This is a genomic window from Vibrio sp. QJM3NY_35 (genome assembly GCF_057785915.1).
The window spans coordinates 2,171,337-2,188,720 of the sequence record NZ_CM173507.1 but is presented as its reverse complement, the minus strand read 5'-3'; the positions used below and the strand labels follow the sequence as shown (position 1 = coordinate 2,188,720).

Genomic DNA, 17,384 nt, shown 5'->3' with positions numbered 1-17,384 from the left:
TTCATGTGCTCCAATATTGGTGAGCGACTAAGCAAGAATTAAAGATAACAGAGTTAACACTCTTAAATTGGAACCCTCTATGATTGAAGCTGATCGCCTCATTGCTCCTGATAATCCGGTCTTTAAAGATGAAGATGTTATTGACCGCGCGATACGACCGAAAGCATTAGCCGACTATCAAGGTCAGGATCACGTTCGTGGTCAGATGGAAATTTTCATCAAAGCAGCTCAACTTCGTAATGAGGCGCTCGATCATCTGTTGATATTTGGTCCTCCAGGTTTGGGTAAAACCACGTTGGCGAACATTGTTGCCAATGAGATGGATGTCAACATTCGTACGACTTCAGGCCCTGTTCTAGAAAAAGCAGGCGACCTAGCGGCGTTACTGACCAATCTTGAAGAAAATGATGTCCTGTTCATTGATGAGATTCACCGTTTAAGCCCTGTGGTTGAAGAGGTGTTGTACCCAGCAATGGAAGACTACCAATTAGACATCATGATTGGTGAAGGCCCTGCGGCACGCTCAATCAAGATCGACCTTCCTCCTTTTACCCTGATTGGCGCGACGACTCGTGCTGGGTCTCTGACGTCTCCGCTGCGTGACCGTTTTGGTATTACCCAGCGTCTTGAATACTACAAAGTCGAGGACCTACAAAACATTGTTCAACGCAGTGCCGATTGCTTAGGTTTATCTATGGAGTCTGAAGGGGCGTTGGAAGTTGCGCGTCGTGCTCGTGGTACACCTCGTATTGCTAACCGTTTACTGCGCCGTGTGCGCGACTACGCGGAAGTGAAAGGGGATGGCCATATTTGCCCAGAGGTTGCCGATAAAGCGCTGAACATGTTGGATGTCGATGCTAAAGGTTTCGACTACATGGATAGAAAGCTTCTACTCGCGATTATGGAGAAGTTTGGTGGTGGTCCAGTGGGTATCGACAACATGGCAGCCGCGATTGGTGAAGAAAGAGACACCATTGAAGATGTATTAGAGCCTTACTTGATACAACAAGGTTATCTACAAAGAACGCCAAGAGGTCGAATCGCGACCGACAGAGCGTATTTACACTTTGGAATAGATAAACCCTCCAATCGTTAAATTATTCATTTTTAAAGATCCCAGTTGCATAAGCGCTGGGATTTTTTGCTTTTTACTGAATAACAACTCTTTGAGCGAGTCGATAAAAAGGTCGAAAATGGCGCTTCAAAAATGGAAACTTTGATTTCAGGTTTGATTTAGATAACAGAAAATGAAATAAGTTGTCATATTTTTTGTTAATACTTTATAGGTAGTTGTAATTCGGATGTTGAGGCGGTGATGAGCATTTGTCACAGATATCATGCGCTGTTATTAAGACAAGCATAATTGGTGTGATTTTAATCATAATTGTACAAAAATAACTCTAATTTGCTCGAATAAATTTGATACAAATCAACGCAGGGTTCTCCCATAAACCTTTTGAAACATACTGATTTTACCAGTAATATTAGCGCCAGCTATATTAGCTCATGCTTAACAATAATCTAACTATAACGGTACGTTTTTGCTACAAATTTCAATTTGTAATAACAATTACATAAATTGTTTTAACATGGATTTTTGAGGTGAATAATCACACAAGTGTCATTCAGCCGACACAAAGGAGTTACCATGATTGATGTTGTTGATCTGTCGCGATTGCAGTTTGCATTTACAGCGATGTATCACTTCCTATTTGTTCCACTGACTTTAGGTATGGCATTTCTACTTGCCATTATGGAGTCAGTTTATGTAATGACTGGCAAGCAAATTTACAAGGACATGACCAAGTTCTGGGGTAAATTGTTTGGTATTAACTTTGCTCTTGGTGTAGCGACAGGCTTAACCATGGAGTTCCAGTTTGGTACTAACTGGTCTTACTATTCTCACTATGTTGGCGACATCTTTGGTGCTCCGCTAGCTATCGAAGCGCTTGTTGCATTCTTCCTAGAGTCTACTTTTGTTGGCCTATTCTTCTTCGGTTGGGACAGACTGTCAAAGCGTCAACACTTAGCGGTAACTTGGTTAGTAGCACTTGGCTCTAACTTCTCTGCGCTTTGGATCTTGGTAGCAAACGGCTGGATGCAAAACCCAGTGGGTGCGGAATTTAACTTTGAAACCATGCGTATGGAAATGGTGAGCTTCGCTGAAGTTGTACTAAACCCAGTAGCACAAGTTAAATTCGTACACACAGTAGCGTCTGGTTACACAACGGGTGCAATGTTCATCCTTGGTATCAGCTCATACTACATTCTTAAAGGTCGTGACCTTGCCTTTGCTCGTCGCTCTTTCGCGATTGCAGCATCTTTCGGTATGGCGGCGATCTTGTCAGTAATCGTACTAGGTGATGAATCTGGTTACGAGCTTGGTGAAGTTCAAAAAGTGAAGCTCGCTGCTGTAGAAGCAGAGTGGCACACTGAAGAAGCACCAGCAGCATTTACTGTTTTTGGTATTCCAAACCAAGAGACAATGAATACTGACTACGCAATTAAAATTCCTTACGTAATGGGTATCATCGCAACACGTTCTTTCGATAAAGAAGTAACGGGCCTGCGTGACCTACGTGATGACCACGTTGATCGTATCCGCACGGGTATGTACGCGTACGAATTGCTTGAAAAGCTACGTGCAGGCGACAAATCTGAAGAAAACATGGCTGCTTTCGACGAAGTGAAAGGTGACCTAGGTTACGGTCTACTTCTTAAGCGCTACACAGACGAAGTTGTTGATGCAACAGAAGACCAAATCCAAATGGCTGCGGATGATTCTATCCCAACAGTTTGGCCTCTATTCTGGTCATTCCGTCTGATGGTTGCTTGTGGCTTCATCATGTTGTTCGTATTCGGTGCTGCGTTTGTTCAAACGTGTCGTCAGAAGATCGAACAGAAACCATGGGTACTTAAAGCTGCGCTATTCTCAATCCCACTGCCTTGGATTGCGATTGAAGCAGGTTGGTTCGTTGCTGAGTTTGGTCGTCAACCATGGGCGGTTGGTGAAATCCTACCGGTTAACGTTGCTGCATCTGCACTAACTATCGAACAGCTTTGGACTTCTCTATTCGCTATCCTGGCACTGTACACAGTGTTCTTGATTGCTGAAGTTTACCTAATGCTGAAATTCGCACGTAAAGGTCCAAGTAGCTTGAAGACAGGCCGTTACCACTTCGAACAAAACGATAACTCTGTTGAAGACAAAGTTAGCCGTTCAGTTGAAGTATAAGTGAGGGAATATTATGTTTGATTACGAAAGCTTACGACTTATTTGGTGGGTATTGATCGGTGTTCTACTGGTTGGTTTCGCCGTAACTGATGGCTTTGATATGGGTGTTGCCGCTCTGTCACCTGTTATCGGTAAGAGCGACACTGAACGTCGTATTATGCTAAACACGATTGCCCCTCACTGGGATGGTAACCAAGTTTGGCTTATCACTGCGGGTGGTGCATTGTTTGCTGCATGGCCACTGGTTTACGCGACGTCTTTCTCTGGTTTCTACTTTGCAATGTACGTGACGCTAGCAGCACTTTGGCTACGTCCACTTGCTCTTGACTACCGCTCTAAGATCGAAGATCCAAAATGGCGCAAAACTTGGGACTATGCACTTTGCTTTAGTGGCGCAGTACCACCAATCATTTTCGGTGTGGCATTTGGTAACCTACTACAAGGTGTTCCATTTGAACTGAACGAATTTATGATGTCTAAGTACCATGGTACGTTCTTCGCTCTGCTTAACCCATTTGCATTGCTTTGTGGTGTGTTGGCTCTGATGTTGTTCGTGATGCAAGGTGCAACATGGCTTCAAATGAAGACAACAGAAGAGCTGCACGCTCGTGCTCGTAACGTTGCTCAGATCACTGGCCTAATTGCTATTGCTCTATTCGTTATTGGTGGTTTCTGGGTTCAATCTATCGAAGGCTATGTAATTACGAGCACTATCGATACGTTTGCTGACTCAAACCCATTAAACAAAGAAGTATCACTTCAAGTGGGTGCTTGGATGACAAACTTCGAAACATATCCAGCAATGTGGGCTGCGCCGATCCTTGGTGTAGCGATGCCACTGCTTGCTGTGATTGCATCTCGCTTTGAGCGTGGTGGTTTCGCATTCTTGTTCTCAAGCCTATCGAACGCTGGTGTTATTTTAACGGCTGGTTTTGCAATGTTCCCATTCGTAATGCCATCAAGCCTGAACCCTAACCAAAGCTTGACTATGTGGGATTCAACAGCGAGTGAGCTAACGCTTGGTCTTATGACTGTCGTTGCGGCGGTAATGGTTCCTGTAATTCTTGGCTACACAACTTGGACATACTACAAAATGTTCGGTCGTCTAGATAAGAAACACATCGAAGATAACGACGTTTCAGCTTACTAAGCTAGAAGTTAAATAACTTAGGAGAAATTTTATGTGGTATTTCGCATGGATTTTGGGTGTACTTCTAGCATGTGCATTCGGCATCATCAATGCTCTATGGCTAGAGCATTCAGAAATGATGGACAAAGACAGTGAGTAATCTCGCAGAGCAAATCGCTAAGCTGCATCAACCAATGGATAAGACTCTGCTTAGAGCCTTATCCCTAGTATTGGGTTTCATGCATGTGGGTTTAGTGATGTGGGATCCTGAAGCGTATGCGACAAGCATCGGTGGCTTTAACGCGATCATCGGGCCAATGTTCATTTGGGCAGTATGCTCAAGCATGGTTTACGGTATCGGATTTAAGCCAAGAGCTTGGATGTGGCAGCTACTGTTTAGCCCATATGTTTCACTCACAATTTTGCTCTACCTAACGACGCTGCGCCTTCTATAAAAGGCAAAGGATTTAGGTTCATAACAACGTGAGCCTTTATACTTGTTGGGTTTTTAGCCAAAAAGAGGTCATCTTATACAGATGGCCTTTTTTTTCGTCTCTCAAATCAAAAAATTCACAGCGATATACTATTAATGATAAGGAGTTAGGTTATAGTGAGATCTTTATCGTTTTGGATTGTGGTATCAAATTGCAGGGATTATCTAAGCCATATACGTGGCCAGTGACAGTGTATTACGAAGACACCGATGCGGGTGGCGTTGTATACCATTCAAACTATCTTAAGTTTTTCGAACGCGCTCGAACTGAGATGCTGCGCTCAATTGGCGTTTCTCAGCAAGTATTGTTAGAACAAAACATCGGTTTTGTAGTCCGACATATGGACATTGATTTTATTCAAGGCGCGCGTCTTGATGATTCTTTACAAGTCATTACAAATATTTACGAGTTGAAGCGAGCTACCTTGGTCTTCTGTCAAGAGATCGTAAATCCTGATGGCAAGGCATTGTGTAAAGCAATGGTTAAGGTAGCATGTATCGATAATCAAAAAATGAAACCCAAAGCAATGCCAACATTTATTCTCACGGAGCTAACGAATAGTGACTGCTGAAATCTCAATCTTAGGCCTAATTTTAGAAGCTAGTTTACTAGTTAAGATGGTCATGCTGACTCTTATGGGCATGTCTGTTGTTTCTTGGGCGATGATCATAAAAAGAAGTAAAGTGTTATCTCAAGCTTCTAAACAAACAGAAGTGTTTGAAGACAAATTTTGGTCAGGCGTTGATCTTGCAAAACTGTACCAAGAGAGCAACAAACGCAAAGACGAGCTTTCTGGTACTGAAGAAATTTTCTACGCAGGCTTTACTGAGTTCGCTCGCCTTCGTAAATCGAATGCAACATCACCTGACTTCATTATGGAAGGCACTGGCCGTGCGATGCGCGTTGCCGTTGCTCGTGAAGTTGATGAACTAGAAACTAACTTACCTTTCTTGGCGACTGTTGGCTCTATCAGCCCATACATCGGCCTATTTGGTACGGTTTGGGGCATCATGCACTCATTCATCGCATTAGGTGAAGTGAAGCAAGCGACGCTCGCAATGGTTGCTCCTGGTATTGCAGAAGCACTGATCGCAACAGCAATGGGTCTATTCGCTGCGATTCCAGCGGTAATGGCGTACAACCGCTTCAGCAGCCGAGTAGGCAAGTTAGAGCACAACTACGCGACTTTCTCTGAAGAGTTCCACAGTATTCTTCACCGTCAAGCGATGGCTGGCAGGGAATAATAGATGGCTGGATACCAACCTAAAAAACGAAAAATGACAGCAGAGATTAACGTTGTACCTTACATCGACGTTATGCTTGTTTTGCTGATCATTTTTATGGTGACTTCGCCGTTTGTTACTCAAGGCGTTGACGTTGAACTGCCTCAGGCTTCAACGGCTAAATCGGCACAAGACCTATTGGGTGATGACAACGCAAGTTTCATCATCGTTGAAGTGAACAAAGACGGTGAACTTGGTTTGAGCGTTAATGACGAAGAAGTACAGCGTGGCTTATCTATGGAAGATATTATCGTCCGTGTGAAAGCCGAGTTGTCTCTGAAGCCAAACTCTCCAGTGGCGGTTGGTGGTGATGCCGCAACGCCATACGCTGAAGTGGTTTTATTACTTGATGAATTAAGCCGTGCAGGTGTGCCAAAGGTTGGCCTTTTAACGGATATAAGGGAATAGCTCCGTAGCATTCATGAAAGCGAATAATAAAAAATCCAATAATTTCAGATCACCGCTTCTTATTTCTCTTGGGCTGCACGTCATTTTATTCGTTGCGCTCATTTGGGGAGCGGATTTCACGATGTCAGAGCCAAAACCTACAGGGCAGATGGTTCAAGCAGTGGTGATTGATCCTCAGTTGGTTCGTCAGCAAGCTCAACAGATTCGTCAACAAAGAGAAGCGGCAAGCAAGAAAGAGCAAGAGCGTCTAGACAAACTGAGACGTGAAAGCGAACGACTTGAAAAGAATCGTAAAGCTGAAGAAGAAAATATTCGCAAGCTAAAAGAACAGCAAGCGAAAGAGGCTAAAGCGACTCGTGAAGCTGAAAAGCGCCGAGTTGAGAAAGAGAAACAGCGCAAAGCTGAAGAAGCGCGTTTACAGCAAGAGCAAAAGAAAGCCGCTAAAGCCGAAGCTGACCGCAAGTTGAAAGAAGCGGCGTTAGTGAAAGCCGAGAACGAGCGTAAAGCCAAAGAAGCGGCAATCGCAAAAGCTGAACAAGAACGCGTGGCAAAAGAAAAAGCCGCGAAAGAGGCAGCAGACAAAGCTCGTAAAGAGAAAGAAGCCGCTGAACGCGCTGAAAAGCAACGCATAGCGAAAGAGAAAGAAGCGGCAGCCGCAGCAGAGAAAGCCCGTAAGGCTAAAGAAGCTGCAGCAAAAGCAGAAAAAGAGCGTAAACAACAAGAAGCAGCATTGAACGATATCTTTGCTGGCCTTGAAACGGAAGCGACTCAAAACTCTTCAGCAAGACAGCAATTTATTACTGATGAAGCACAGCGTTACGGCGCTATTTATACCCAACTGATTCAGCAGAACCTGTTGTTAGAAGACAGCTATAGAGGACGCTCATGTCGAGTGAACCTTAAGCTGATTCCAACGGGCTCTAACGCGATATTGGGTAGCTTAAGTATCTTAGATGGCGATAGCCGTTTATGCGCAGCAACCAAGCGTGCTGTGGCACAAGTGCAATCTTACCCGTTGCCGAAAGACCCAGACATTGTGAAATCACTGAAAGACATTAACTTACTTGTATCACCAGAGTAAAAGGACGAACTTGTGTTAAAGAAACTATTACTGAGTTTTGTTTTCTTAATAGCTACAAGCAGCCAGTTTGCACACGCGGCACTGGAGCTGGTTATTACAGACGGTATTAACTCCGCAAGACCTATCGCTATTGTCCCTTTCCGTTGGGAAGGCGCAGAGCCGCTACCACACGATGTATCAGCAGTTATCGCTTCTGACTTACAACGTAGTGGTAAATTCAGCCCAGTTGCGACAAGCAAAATGCCTCAAACGCCTTACAGTGAAACTGAGGTGAACTTTGATGCTTGGACCAACCTAGGTGTTGACTCACTGCTTACAGGTAGCATCACTAAAAATGCTGAAGGGCAATATGTAGTCAACTACCAGTTGATTGACATTGTTCGTGGTCAACTGACCAAAGGACAAAGCCGTGCGTTAAGCGATGAAGGCCAATTAGTACTTTCTAAAGATCACGTTTTGTTCAATAAGAAAGCGACGGTTCCGGGCAAACGCTTGAGAGAGTACGCGCACCGTATTTCTGATTTAGTGTATGAAGAACTGACTGGCGAGAAAGGTGCGTTCTTAACTCGTATCTCTTACGTGGTAGTGAACGACAAAGACAAGTACCCGTACCAACTTCGTGTTGCTGACTACGATGGTTTTAACGAGCGTTTAGTACTTCGTTCTAAGCAGCCTCTCATGTCTCCCGCATGGTCACCAGACGGTAAAAAGCTAGCTTATGTGAGCTTCCAGAATGGTCAAGCTGAAATATTCATCATGAATATTTACACGGGTGAACGTGAGAAAGTGACGTCATACCCTCGTCACAATGGTGCGCCAAGATTCTCGCCAGATGGTAAAACATTGGCATTGGTATTGTCGAAAACGGGCAGCCTTCAGGTGTACACACTTGACCTTGCTAGCCGTAAGCTGACTCAAATTACCCGCGGCCGTTCGAATAATACTGAGCCATTCTGGCACCCAGATGGCAAGTCTCTAATTTTCACATCGGATCGTGGTGGTAAACCACAGATTTATAATGTAAATTTGTCAAATAATTCGACTTCTCGTATTACTTGGCAAGGTAGCCAAAACTTAGGTGGCCAGATCACACCTGATGGACGATTCCTAATCATGGTCAATCGTAGCAACTCAGGTTTTAACTTGGCTAAGCAGGATTTGGAAACAGGTGCGGTTCAGGTACTAACAAAAACATTGTTAGACGAATCTCCAAGTATTGCACCGAATGGAGGTATGGTTATCTATAGCTCTATTTACAACAAGACAAACGTACTATCGATGGTTTCTATCGATGGCCGTTTCAAAGCTAGATTACCGGCAACCAACGGACGTGTAAGAGCGCCTGCATGGTCACCGTTCCTCTAGTTTAAGTAATACATTCTATTAGCTATTGATAGTGTTAACTATTGTGGCGTTTAACTATCTATAGCACTTAGTCGCTGTAGAAACTAAGTTTGATAACGTAAGGAAAAAAAGATGCAACTTAACAAAGTTCTTAAAGGCTTGATGATTGCACTACCAGTGATGGCAGTAACGGCATGTAGCTCAACTGATGAAGCAACATCTGCAACATCTGGTACTGAAAGCAACCAAACAACTTCAGGTTCAGAAGGCAACGTAGACACAACTGTTGTAACGCCAATTGACGCTAACGGTCAACTGTCTGAGCAAGAGCTTAAAGAGCAAGCGCTACGTGAAACTCAAACAATCTACTTCGCATTCGATAACTCTACTATCGCTGGCGATTACGAAGAAATGCTAGCAGCTCACGCAGCTTACCTAGTTAAGAACGTTGACATGAACGTTACTATTGAAGGTCACGCTGATGAGCGCGGTACTCCTGAGTACAACATCGCACTTGGCGAGCGTCGTGCACAAGCTGTAGCGAAATACCTACAAGCTCTAGGTGTTCAAGCAGACCAAATCTCTATCGTAAGCTACGGTGAAGAGAAGCCACTTCTTCTAGGTCAATCTGAAGATGTGTACGCTAAAAACCGTCGCGCAGTACTAGTTTACTAATTTTAGTAGGCTATATAATTGAGGAATTGCCTCATGTTCAGTAACACAAAGCGAGTTATTTTGCTTTCGTTACTGGCAAGTGCAGCGAACACCGCGTTCGCTGCACCAGCTCCAGTATCCGATCTCAATAGCACCGCAACTAATTCATCATCTTCCTCTCGAGCAGCGTCTGCATCTAACGAATCAGATATTGAGCGTTTAGAACGCCTGCTTCAAAATCGCAACCTTGTTCAGCTTCAAATGCAACAGCAAATCGACGACATGGCACTGGAGATCAGTGAACTTCGTGGTGAGCTGGAACGAAATAGCTACGATATGAAGCAAATGCTAGAGCGCCAACGTGAACTGTTCATTGAACTGGACCGTGTGAGAGGTGAGGTGAAAGCAGCAGGCACCGCAACGGTAGCAGTGGCGGCGAGTGAAGGCTCTAAAGACGCTTCTGGTACGTTCAGTACTGATGTGGATGAGCAAACCGCTTATCAAAATGCTGTAGATATGATTCTAAAGCAACGAGACTACACGGGTGCTATCTCAGCATTCCAAAAGTTTCAAAAAGACTTCCCAGATTCTACCTTCACACCTAACTCACATTACTGGTTAGGTCAGCTTTATTTCGCTAAGAAGCAAGATAAAGAAGCCGTGAAGAGCTTTGCCGCTGTTGTGTCGTACAAAGACTCAAACAAGCGAGCAGATGCACTGGTTAAGCTTGGTGACATAGCTGCGCGCAACAACAACGCGACGCAAGCTAAGAAATATTACCAACAAGTCGTGACCGAGTACCCAAATAGTGCTTCGGCAAAAGTGGCGAAAACCCACTTATAAAACAAAATAGGGGTGCTTAGGCGCCTCTTTTTTATACCTGATTACTTCCGTTTAGTGTTTACTTATCTTCTTTGTGATGCCAACACGTCGCCTTGTTTATGCGTTTTAAGCATTAGCTAGCCACTGCTTGCAACCAATCCTTTTTGATCCCAATCGCTGTCCTGTGTAGAATACTCGGATTCTCGGAAGAAGTTGCGTAGAGCAAGAGCAATGAGTCATATACTAGATAAAATCGATACAGTTTACCCGTTTCCGCCGAAGCCAGTTCCATTGAGCGACGCTCAGAAACAGGCCCACATCGCGAACATCAAAAAACTACTTCAGGAAAAAGATGCAGTTCTAATTGCACACTACTATACAGATCCTGAAATTCAGGCTCTGGCTGAAGAAACTGGTGGTTTCGTTGGCGATTCTTTAGAAATGGCTAAGTTCGGTAACCGTCATTCAGCAAGCACTTTGATCATCGCTGGTGTTCGTTTCATGGGTGAGTCTGCGAAGATTCTGACGCCTGAAAAACGCATTCTAATGCCAACACTTGAAGCTGAATGTTCACTTGATCTTGGTTGTCCAGCTGACAAGTTTACAGAATTTTGTGATGCTCACCCTGACCATACCGTGGTTGTATACGCGAACACCTCTGCAGCTGTTAAAGCTCGTGCAGATTGGGTAGTGACGTCGAGCATCGCTTTAGAAATCGTTGAAAGCCTAGACGCTGAAGGCAAACCCATTATTTGGGGCCCTGACCGTCACCTAGGTTCTTACATCGCAAATCAAACTGGCGCTGACATGTTGCTTTGGCAAGGTGAGTGTATCGTTCATGATGAGTTCTCAGCTGATGCTTTGAAGAAAATGAAATCGGTATACCCAGAAGCCGCTATCTTGGTTCACCCAGAATCACCAGCAAGTGTGGTTGAACTGGCTGATGCCGTAGGCTCTACAAGCCAACTGATCAAGAAAGCAAAAGAGCTGCCTCATCCACAGATGATTGTTGCGACAGACAAAGGCATCTTCTTCAAGATGCAACAATTGGTTCCTGAAAAAGAGCTGATTGAGGCGCCGACAGCGGGTGCTGGTGCAACGTGTCGTAGCTGCGCACACTGTCCTTGGATGGCAATGAACGGCCTTGAAGCGATTGAAAACGCGCTTGAGAATGGTGGTAAGCAACACGAAATCTTCGTTTCTGACGAATTACGCGTTAAGTCTCTTATTCCATTGAACCGCATGCTAGATTTTGCAGAGCAGTTAAATGTGCAGGTAAAAGGTAACGCGTAAGCCGCTCTTTTATCTAACCCAAAAAACCAGCCAATCGTGCTGGTTTTTTTGTACCTGCGTATAGGCCGCCAATATCAATCTTGTGGTCATGTATCTTTTTCTGATGATACATCTTGTTGATATCAGGTATTTTTTCTAGCATGTAAGTAAGAGGAAAAGATTAGAGGCTCGAATGATAATCTGGTTACAACTCAAACGCTGGATCAAAGCAAACATCTTTGTTTTGAACGGCAAAAATTTACTGTTCACTTTTCTTGGCTACATCGCTTTATCGTGGTCGATGCTGTATTTGGCGGGTGAAACAGATTTAACCAGTTCGGTTACCGTATTCGCTTACTATTTGGTGGTGACGGCTTCTACAGTTGGTTATGGTGATTTATCCCCAACCACGGTAGCGGGGCAGTGGATCGTTATTCTATTTGTGATTCCAGGCGGGTTGAGCCTTTTCGCCGCGTTACTCGGTAAAGTGGCGACAGAAGGTGTTGAATATTGGCGAGCGGGCTTGCTAGGAAAAAGGAGAGTTAGAGTGGACAACCACATTTTGATGTTGGGGTGGAATGAGCAAAGAACCATTCATCTCATCCGCATGCTACAACACGAAGAAACGGGTAAACGACCAATCGTGTTATGTACGCGCTCAGATATCGAGAACCCGTTACCCGGTGAAATTAACTTCGTCAAAGTAAACAGCTACACCGATGGCAAAGAGATGGAGAAAACGGGCATTGAGTCTGCAAGTTGCATCCTGATTGATAATCCAGAAGACGACATTACGTTATCTGCGGCGCTTTACTGTGCCAACCGAAATCCTAAGGCACACCTTCTTGTTTACTTTAAAGACGAAGCGTTGAGCGATTTGCTACATAAGCATTGCCCTAACTCAGAATGTATTCCAGCTGTGGGTGCTGAGATGCTAGCAAAGGCTGCAGTAGACCCAGGATCAAGTGCGCTTCATCAAGAGTTATTGAGCTCAACAAGAGGCATGACACAGTATTCAACGTACTTCCCTGAAGACGCTGAGCCTGTCACCGTCGCGCCTATTTTCTCTGTGTTTAAAGAGAAGTATCAAGCAACACTGATCGCCATTGATACGGGGAGCGGTATTGAACTCAACCCAGAGTTAGATCAAGTGGTCAGCAGTGGCACTAAGCTGTTCTATATTGCCGACGAGCGAATTGATGACTTCGATTGGAAAGGCTTCTAAAGCGACTATTTTCATCTCGTCTAGAAACTAAAAAAGGCCTCATAATGAGGCCTTTTGGTATGTATAAAGCCAACTTTTATTGAGCTTCAGCCAGCGCAATACCGCGCTGTGTTAGACCGCAAAGCATTACAGGTACAGCGTTAAAGATCTCTTCAAATTGCTCTAGGCCTTCGATGCCTTGCTCTGCAAGCGTAGCAATTGACGTTTCTGGATCGTAAAGCATGCTCAGTGACAGCAGGACACCGCCAACGAGTGCGTTATCTTCGCTCTCTTCAGGCATTAGTGTTTCCCAATCGTCGCGAGCAATCTGCCAGCCTTGAAGCAAGCCTTCACAAAAATCACGAGCGGCAGTGTTCACCACTTCTTCGTCGTCTAATTGACAAGCTTCAGGCCAAACCCAAGTCCCTTCAATCAGTTCTGGGCGGGTTTTATTCCAAAGCTCGATGATAACTTCAATGTAGCTTTCTAGCTGTTCACCATCCGTAAAAGGTGCGACTTCTTCGCCACCCCATAAGAACGGTAGCCACTCATGCGGGGTTAACACATTCGGTGCCGCTGCCATTGCAGTGACAAAGCCCATTGTTTTGTGTTCTGTGATTAGCTTTCCTTCCAACTCTGGAAGCGCAAGAATATCTTGTAAAGTCAAAGTGAGGTACCGTAAAAGGGAACATATTTGCGCTTATAGTACCAATGAACTTGTGCCAATCAAGCTTCAATCTAAAAAGGCTTGATGTCATGGATGATAAACACTAGGTTTAACAGAAAAGAAAACAATAAAAGAATTATGCAGATACGGTCGTCTTTAAAGAAAAAAAGCATGGTAGCGCTCGGATTATACCTTGCGATGTTTATTGCCATTGTCGGTAGTGTGACGTATTACGTCGTAGAATCCCCTGTGCGCGCCAAATTACAACAAAACCTCGACTTGCGTACGCAACTGTTATCCGCATTGATTACAGAGCCACTCAGTAGTTCTCGAGGCTTCGTAGACAGTCTCGTTGGGTTTGCTCAAGCGCATCGTAACGGTGATGATGTTATTCCGCTCTTTAAGTCCATGTTGGCGGCGAGCGACGATACGATTGTCAGTGCCGGTATTTGGCCCGAACCTTATGCGCTTGATTCTAAAAAGCTTCTCAACAGTTACTTTTTTAATAAAGCCGACGATGGAATAATCGACCAGATATATTCTTACAACAACCCCAAAAATGCCCCTTATCAAGAAGAGTATTGGTACACCTCTGTCGTCAACCAAAAACAAGGCACTATCTCTTGGAGTGATGTGTATATCGACCCATACACACACGTTCGAATGATTACGGCGTCTTCCCCTTATTATTACGACGGTACTTTTGCCGGTGTTGCCACGGTGGATCTCTCGCTCGAAGAGCTGCTTGGTTTTATCAAGAACCACGCCGAAGAATACAACCTTGGCATTACGCTCAGAGATAAGCTTAACCAAGAGTTGGTATCGCATAACTTTAATCTCGTTGAAAGCATTTACATCAGTAGCAATCAATTTGGTGATTTTGGCTGGCAAGTGGATGTGGTGAACTCCAAATCACGGGTAGCAGACGAAGTGTTTCGTCAAGTGATGAGTATTGAAGGCGGTATTGTTCCGCTGCTGCTACTTTGTGTCATGGCGGGGTATTACTTATTGAACCGTTATTTGATTAGTCCAATCACAAGGATTGCAGCACAGGTTGATAGCTCGAAAGCGGGCGAAATCATTGATGTGGATTACTCGAGTGATGACGAAATCGGCCATTTGATTAAAACCTTCAACGAAAAGACCATTTATCTCGAAGCGGAAAAGGTTAAAGCTCAGGCATCCACCAATGCAAAAACCGCTTTCCTTGCGACCTTGTCACATGAAATTCGCACTCCGATGAATGGAGTATTGGGTACCGCTCAAATCCTATTAAAAACGCCTCTAAATTCTGAACAAGAGAAGCATCTAAAGAGTTTGTATGAGTCCGGCGATCATATGATGACCCTGCTCAACGAGATCTTAGACTTCTCGAAGATCGAGCAGGGCAGGTTGGATCTTGATGAAACGCGTTTCCCGCTTGATTCGATCATCGGCAGTATTAACAGTGTTTACTACACATTGTCTTCCGAGAAAGGGCTTCAATTCAAAGTGTACTCTGAGGTACCTTCGGGTCGTTGGTACTTCTCAGATAAAGCTCGCCTTCGCCAAATCTTGTTTAATCTATTGAACAACGCGGTGAAGTTCACCTCCAGAGGCTTTGTTGAGGTGTACCTGAAAGAAGTGGTTGAGGGGAGTGACACCTATCTAAGCATTCGAGTTCGTGATACCGGAATTGGTATATCTAAAGAAGCTCAAAAGCGAATTTTTAAACCGTTTGAACAAGCGGAGTCTTCGACTACAAGGCGTTTTGGTGGAACAGGCCTTGGCTTAGCAATAGTGAAGAAAATTGCCCAATTGATGGATGGCAGCATTACCGTCACCAGTGAAGAAGGGATAGGCACGAGCTTTGATGTGCGCTTGAAGATTCAACCATGCCAGCCTGGCGAGATCGAGAGTCTGCCACATAAGAAGTTGGACTACTCAGGCTTAAAAGTACTGATCGTTGAGGATAACCGAACGAATACGGTGATCATAGAAACCTTCATGAGCAGTAAAGGCTTTACTTGTAAGAGCGTCGAAAACGGTGAGCTTGCGATACAAGCCGTGGTTGCTGAGCGCTTTGATTTGGTACTCATGGATAACCATATGCCAGTGATGGACGGCGTTGAATCAACTACAGCGATTCGTGCTTTGATCGGTGAAGTGTCATCAGTATTGGTATTTGGTTGTACGGCTGATGTCTTTAAAGAGACTCGCGAGCGCATGCTGGGGGCGGGTGTGGATTATATTATCGCAAAGCCAATCGATGAGCGTGAGCTAGATGATGCGTTGTTCCGCTATTCAAATAAGCTTTACCAATACCATGAAGTAAAAGAGGATGATCTCGAAAGCCAAGCAGTAAAACAACGTGATTCTAAAAGTAAAAGCGAGTCACTGCCTAAACCTGATCTGCGAAACAAAGATAACACCGAAGAGCTATTAGTGACCTTGTATGTGGCACTAGAAGACAACAACCTAGAACTGATTCAATTTGCGCTAGAGAGCCTACGTGTTCACGTTGAACCAATGAACAATGCTGAACTTACTTATCAAGTTGATAAAGCGTTAGAGCAGGTTTCATTAGGGACTCCACCTACACAAGATGTCATCAATATTATTACTGTAAACCTACCGATGGCTTAAATGTTGTTTAATTACGGTAAGTAAACAACGAGTTGTCTAATGTTTGACCTTGGTTTGGATTTTTGGTTGAAGTGACTGCTTTTTAAGTGGTTTTTGGTTGTTAATTTACAACTTGATTTTTAATTTGGAATGTATGACTACTTATCTTGTGATTTAATAGTGCCATTATCTGGTAGGGTGCGAAAGTGCCTTGTTTATATGTTGCTAAATCACTAAATAGGTAGTGATATATTTTAGGTTTAACGCTCAATGAAGTCTCGTGGTCCATTTTGTATTCGTAACGCAGCGGCGGATACATTTGCTATGGTAGTTTTCTGTTTTATCTCTGGCATGATCGTAGAAGTGTTTATTTCTGGTATGACGTTCGAGCAATCTCTTGCTTCTCGAACGTTATCTATTCCGGTAAACATTGCTATCGCTTGGCCTTATGGCGTTTTTCGTGATTGGTTCTTGCGCAACGGTGCAAAGCTTTCAGAAAGCTCATTGATGAAAAACTTGTCTGATTTGATGGCATACGTGTTATTCCAATCTCCTGTGTATGCCGGGATTTTGTTGGCAGTGGGTGCTTCAGGCGACCAGATCGTGACGGCTGTAACCAGTAATGCCGTGATCTCGTGCGGTATGGGTGTACTTTACGGCTACTTCCTAGATATGTGCCGAAAATGGTTTCGAGTCCCGGGCTAATATCAACAAGCTTAAGAAAAGCAACAAGCGTAAGTGCAGCGAAAGAATGAAATTTGGTTTGTTTTTGATCTAATGAGTTAATTTGTAATCGAACAAACCGAAAAAGGCACTTTTTTTGAGAATGCCCCTTGACCAAAGCAAGCAGAATCAATAAAGTAGCGCCTCGTTGAGTGACATGCTCAACACACAATTTGTGGAAGGATGGCTGAGTGGCTTAAGGCGCTCGCCTGGAAAGCGAGTATACGTTTATAGCGTATCTGGGGTTCAAATCCCCATCCTTCCACCACTATTCAAAACCCTAGCAGAAATGCTGGGGTTTTCTCGTTTTAGAGCTCCTATATTCACGTAATCTGCCTCCTTCCATGACGTCGCCTTTTCAAATCCTTTTTGTGATGGCCTTTGCTCTGTTTATGTTGAAACACATTGATCCAGATTAGCGATTGATATCACCGATAAACGCTTGATTTCTTGGTCTGGATCTA

17 protein-coding genes and 1 tRNA gene are annotated in these 17,384 nt (G+C 44.2%); 17 read left to right on the top strand and 1 reads right to left on the bottom strand.

What is annotated here, in order from left to right:
- Nucleotides 1-79 precede the first annotated feature (79 nt).
- The 14 genes from ruvB (at nucleotide 80) to AC3CH3_RS09770 (ending at nucleotide 12,947) form a co-directional block, all read left to right on the top strand.
- Nucleotides 80-1,096: a Holliday junction branch migration DNA helicase RuvB gene (gene ruvB, locus AC3CH3_RS09835; RefSeq protein ID WP_017062078.1), complete on the top strand. Its 1,017-nt coding sequence runs from the start codon at nucleotides 80-82 to the stop codon at nucleotides 1,094-1,096.
- Between the two features lie 552 nt (nucleotides 1,097-1,648).
- Complete coding sequence (gene cydA / locus AC3CH3_RS09830; protein ID WP_029405340.1) at nucleotides 1,649-3,235, top strand: cytochrome ubiquinol oxidase subunit I; 1,587 nt, start codon at nucleotides 1,649-1,651, stop codon at nucleotides 3,233-3,235.
- Between the two features lie 13 nt (nucleotides 3,236-3,248).
- Entirely contained in the window at nucleotides 3,249-4,385 is a 1,137-nt protein-coding gene (cydB, locus tag AC3CH3_RS09825; RefSeq protein WP_019821033.1) for a cytochrome d ubiquinol oxidase subunit II, read from the top strand.
- Between the two features lie 31 nt (nucleotides 4,386-4,416).
- Complete coding sequence (gene cydX, locus AC3CH3_RS09820; RefSeq protein WP_000270284.1) at nucleotides 4,417-4,524, top strand: cytochrome bd-I oxidase subunit CydX; 108 nt, start codon at nucleotides 4,417-4,419, stop codon at nucleotides 4,522-4,524.
- A complete protein-coding gene (gene ybgE, locus AC3CH3_RS09815) occupies nucleotides 4,517-4,819 on the top strand; it encodes a cyd operon protein YbgE (RefSeq protein ID WP_017067532.1) in 303 nt (100 codons plus the stop codon). Before cydX ends, ybgE begins: the two co-directional genes overlap by 8 nt.
- A 172-nt stretch (nucleotides 4,820-4,991) precedes the next feature.
- The gene (gene ybgC / locus AC3CH3_RS09810; RefSeq protein WP_052879045.1) at nucleotides 4,992-5,429 is read left to right on the top strand and encodes a tol-pal system-associated acyl-CoA thioesterase; all 438 of its coding nucleotides are present in this window, start codon (nucleotides 4,992-4,994) and stop codon (nucleotides 5,427-5,429) included.
- Nucleotides 5,419-6,102 (top strand): protein TolQ, encoded by a 684-nt coding sequence (gene tolQ, locus AC3CH3_RS09805; RefSeq protein ID WP_017062073.1) that lies wholly within the window; start codon nucleotides 5,419-5,421, stop codon nucleotides 6,100-6,102. Before ybgC ends, tolQ begins: the two co-directional genes overlap by 11 nt.
- Before the next feature lie 3 nt (nucleotides 6,103-6,105).
- Complete coding sequence (gene tolR / locus AC3CH3_RS09800) at nucleotides 6,106-6,549, top strand: protein TolR (protein ID WP_017062072.1); 444 nt, start codon at nucleotides 6,106-6,108, stop codon at nucleotides 6,547-6,549.
- A gap of 13 nt (nucleotides 6,550-6,562) precedes the next feature.
- Nucleotides 6,563-7,630 carry a cell envelope integrity protein TolA gene (gene tolA, locus AC3CH3_RS09795; protein ID WP_019821043.1) on the top strand — a complete coding sequence of 356 codons (1,068 nt, stop codon included), beginning with the start codon at nucleotides 6,563-6,565 and terminating at the stop codon, nucleotides 7,628-7,630.
- Between the two features lie 12 nt (nucleotides 7,631-7,642).
- Complete coding sequence (gene tolB, locus AC3CH3_RS09790) at nucleotides 7,643-8,995, top strand: Tol-Pal system beta propeller repeat protein TolB (RefSeq protein ID WP_048659648.1); 1,353 nt, start codon at nucleotides 7,643-7,645, stop codon at nucleotides 8,993-8,995.
- Between the two features lie 111 nt (nucleotides 8,996-9,106).
- Nucleotides 9,107-9,649: a peptidoglycan-associated lipoprotein Pal gene (pal, locus tag AC3CH3_RS09785; RefSeq protein ID WP_017062069.1), complete on the top strand. Its 543-nt coding sequence runs from the start codon at nucleotides 9,107-9,109 to the stop codon at nucleotides 9,647-9,649.
- A gap of 33 nt (nucleotides 9,650-9,682) precedes the next feature.
- Nucleotides 9,683-10,471: a tol-pal system protein YbgF gene (gene ybgF / locus AC3CH3_RS09780; protein ID WP_488537061.1), complete on the top strand. Its 789-nt coding sequence runs from the start codon at nucleotides 9,683-9,685 to the stop codon at nucleotides 10,469-10,471.
- A gap of 210 nt (nucleotides 10,472-10,681) precedes the next feature.
- Complete coding sequence (gene nadA / locus AC3CH3_RS09775; RefSeq protein ID WP_107898496.1) at nucleotides 10,682-11,743, top strand: quinolinate synthase NadA; 1,062 nt, start codon at nucleotides 10,682-10,684, stop codon at nucleotides 11,741-11,743.
- 172 nt (nucleotides 11,744-11,915) lie between these two features.
- A complete protein-coding gene (locus tag AC3CH3_RS09770) occupies nucleotides 11,916-12,947 on the top strand; it encodes a potassium channel family protein (RefSeq protein ID WP_019821052.1) in 1,032 nt (343 codons plus the stop codon).
- 76 nt (nucleotides 12,948-13,023) lie between these two features.
- Here AC3CH3_RS09770 and AC3CH3_RS09765 read toward each other — a convergent pair whose 3' ends face one another.
- A complete protein-coding gene (locus AC3CH3_RS09765; protein ID WP_017062064.1) occupies nucleotides 13,024-13,593 on the bottom strand; it encodes a UPF0149 family protein in 570 nt (189 codons plus the stop codon).
- A gap of 138 nt (nucleotides 13,594-13,731) precedes the next feature.
- Between AC3CH3_RS09765 and AC3CH3_RS09760 the strand changes: the two genes are divergently transcribed.
- From AC3CH3_RS09760 to AC3CH3_RS09750, 3 genes are all read left to right on the top strand, one after another.
- Nucleotides 13,732-16,218, top strand: coding sequence for a hybrid sensor histidine kinase/response regulator (locus AC3CH3_RS09760; protein ID WP_488537060.1), 2,487 nt, complete (start codon nucleotides 13,732-13,734; stop codon nucleotides 16,216-16,218).
- A 249-nt stretch (nucleotides 16,219-16,467) separates the two neighbouring features.
- A complete protein-coding gene (locus tag AC3CH3_RS09755; protein ID WP_488537059.1) occupies nucleotides 16,468-16,902 on the top strand; it encodes an L-alanine exporter AlaE in 435 nt (144 codons plus the stop codon).
- Between the two features lie 195 nt (nucleotides 16,903-17,097).
- A tRNA-Ser gene (locus tag AC3CH3_RS09750) sits at nucleotides 17,098-17,188 on the top strand.
- The last annotated feature ends 196 nt before the right edge of the window (nucleotides 17,189-17,384 follow it).

What these genes read in the sequence shown, in the direction of transcription:
- ruvB (WP_017062078.1), top strand. Translation starts at nt 80, where the DNA reads ATGATTGAAGCTGATCGCCTCATTGCTCCTGATAATCCGGTCTTTAAA.
- cydA (WP_029405340.1), top strand. Translation starts at nt 1,649, where the DNA reads ATGATTGATGTTGTTGATCTGTCGCGATTGCAGTTTGCATTTACAGCG.
- cydB (WP_019821033.1), top strand. Translation starts at nt 3,249, where the DNA reads ATGTTTGATTACGAAAGCTTACGACTTATTTGGTGGGTATTGATCGGT.
- cydX (WP_000270284.1), top strand. Translation starts at nt 4,417, where the DNA reads ATGTGGTATTTCGCATGGATTTTGGGTGTACTTCTAGCATGTGCATTC.
- tolR (WP_017062072.1), top strand. Translation starts at nt 6,106, where the DNA reads ATGGCTGGATACCAACCTAAAAAACGAAAAATGACAGCAGAGATTAAC.
- tolA (WP_019821043.1), top strand. Translation starts at nt 6,563, where the DNA reads ATGAAAGCGAATAATAAAAAATCCAATAATTTCAGATCACCGCTTCTT.
- pal (WP_017062069.1), top strand. Translation starts at nt 9,107, where the DNA reads ATGCAACTTAACAAAGTTCTTAAAGGCTTGATGATTGCACTACCAGTG.
- ybgF (WP_488537061.1), top strand. Translation starts at nt 9,683, where the DNA reads ATGTTCAGTAACACAAAGCGAGTTATTTTGCTTTCGTTACTGGCAAGT.
- nadA (WP_107898496.1), top strand. Translation starts at nt 10,682, where the DNA reads ATGAGTCATATACTAGATAAAATCGATACAGTTTACCCGTTTCCGCCG.
- AC3CH3_RS09770 (WP_019821052.1), top strand. Translation starts at nt 11,916, where the DNA reads ATGATAATCTGGTTACAACTCAAACGCTGGATCAAAGCAAACATCTTT.
- AC3CH3_RS09760 (WP_488537060.1), top strand. Translation starts at nt 13,732, where the DNA reads ATGCAGATACGGTCGTCTTTAAAGAAAAAAAGCATGGTAGCGCTCGGA.
- AC3CH3_RS09755 (WP_488537059.1), top strand. Translation starts at nt 16,468, where the DNA reads ATGAAGTCTCGTGGTCCATTTTGTATTCGTAACGCAGCGGCGGATACA.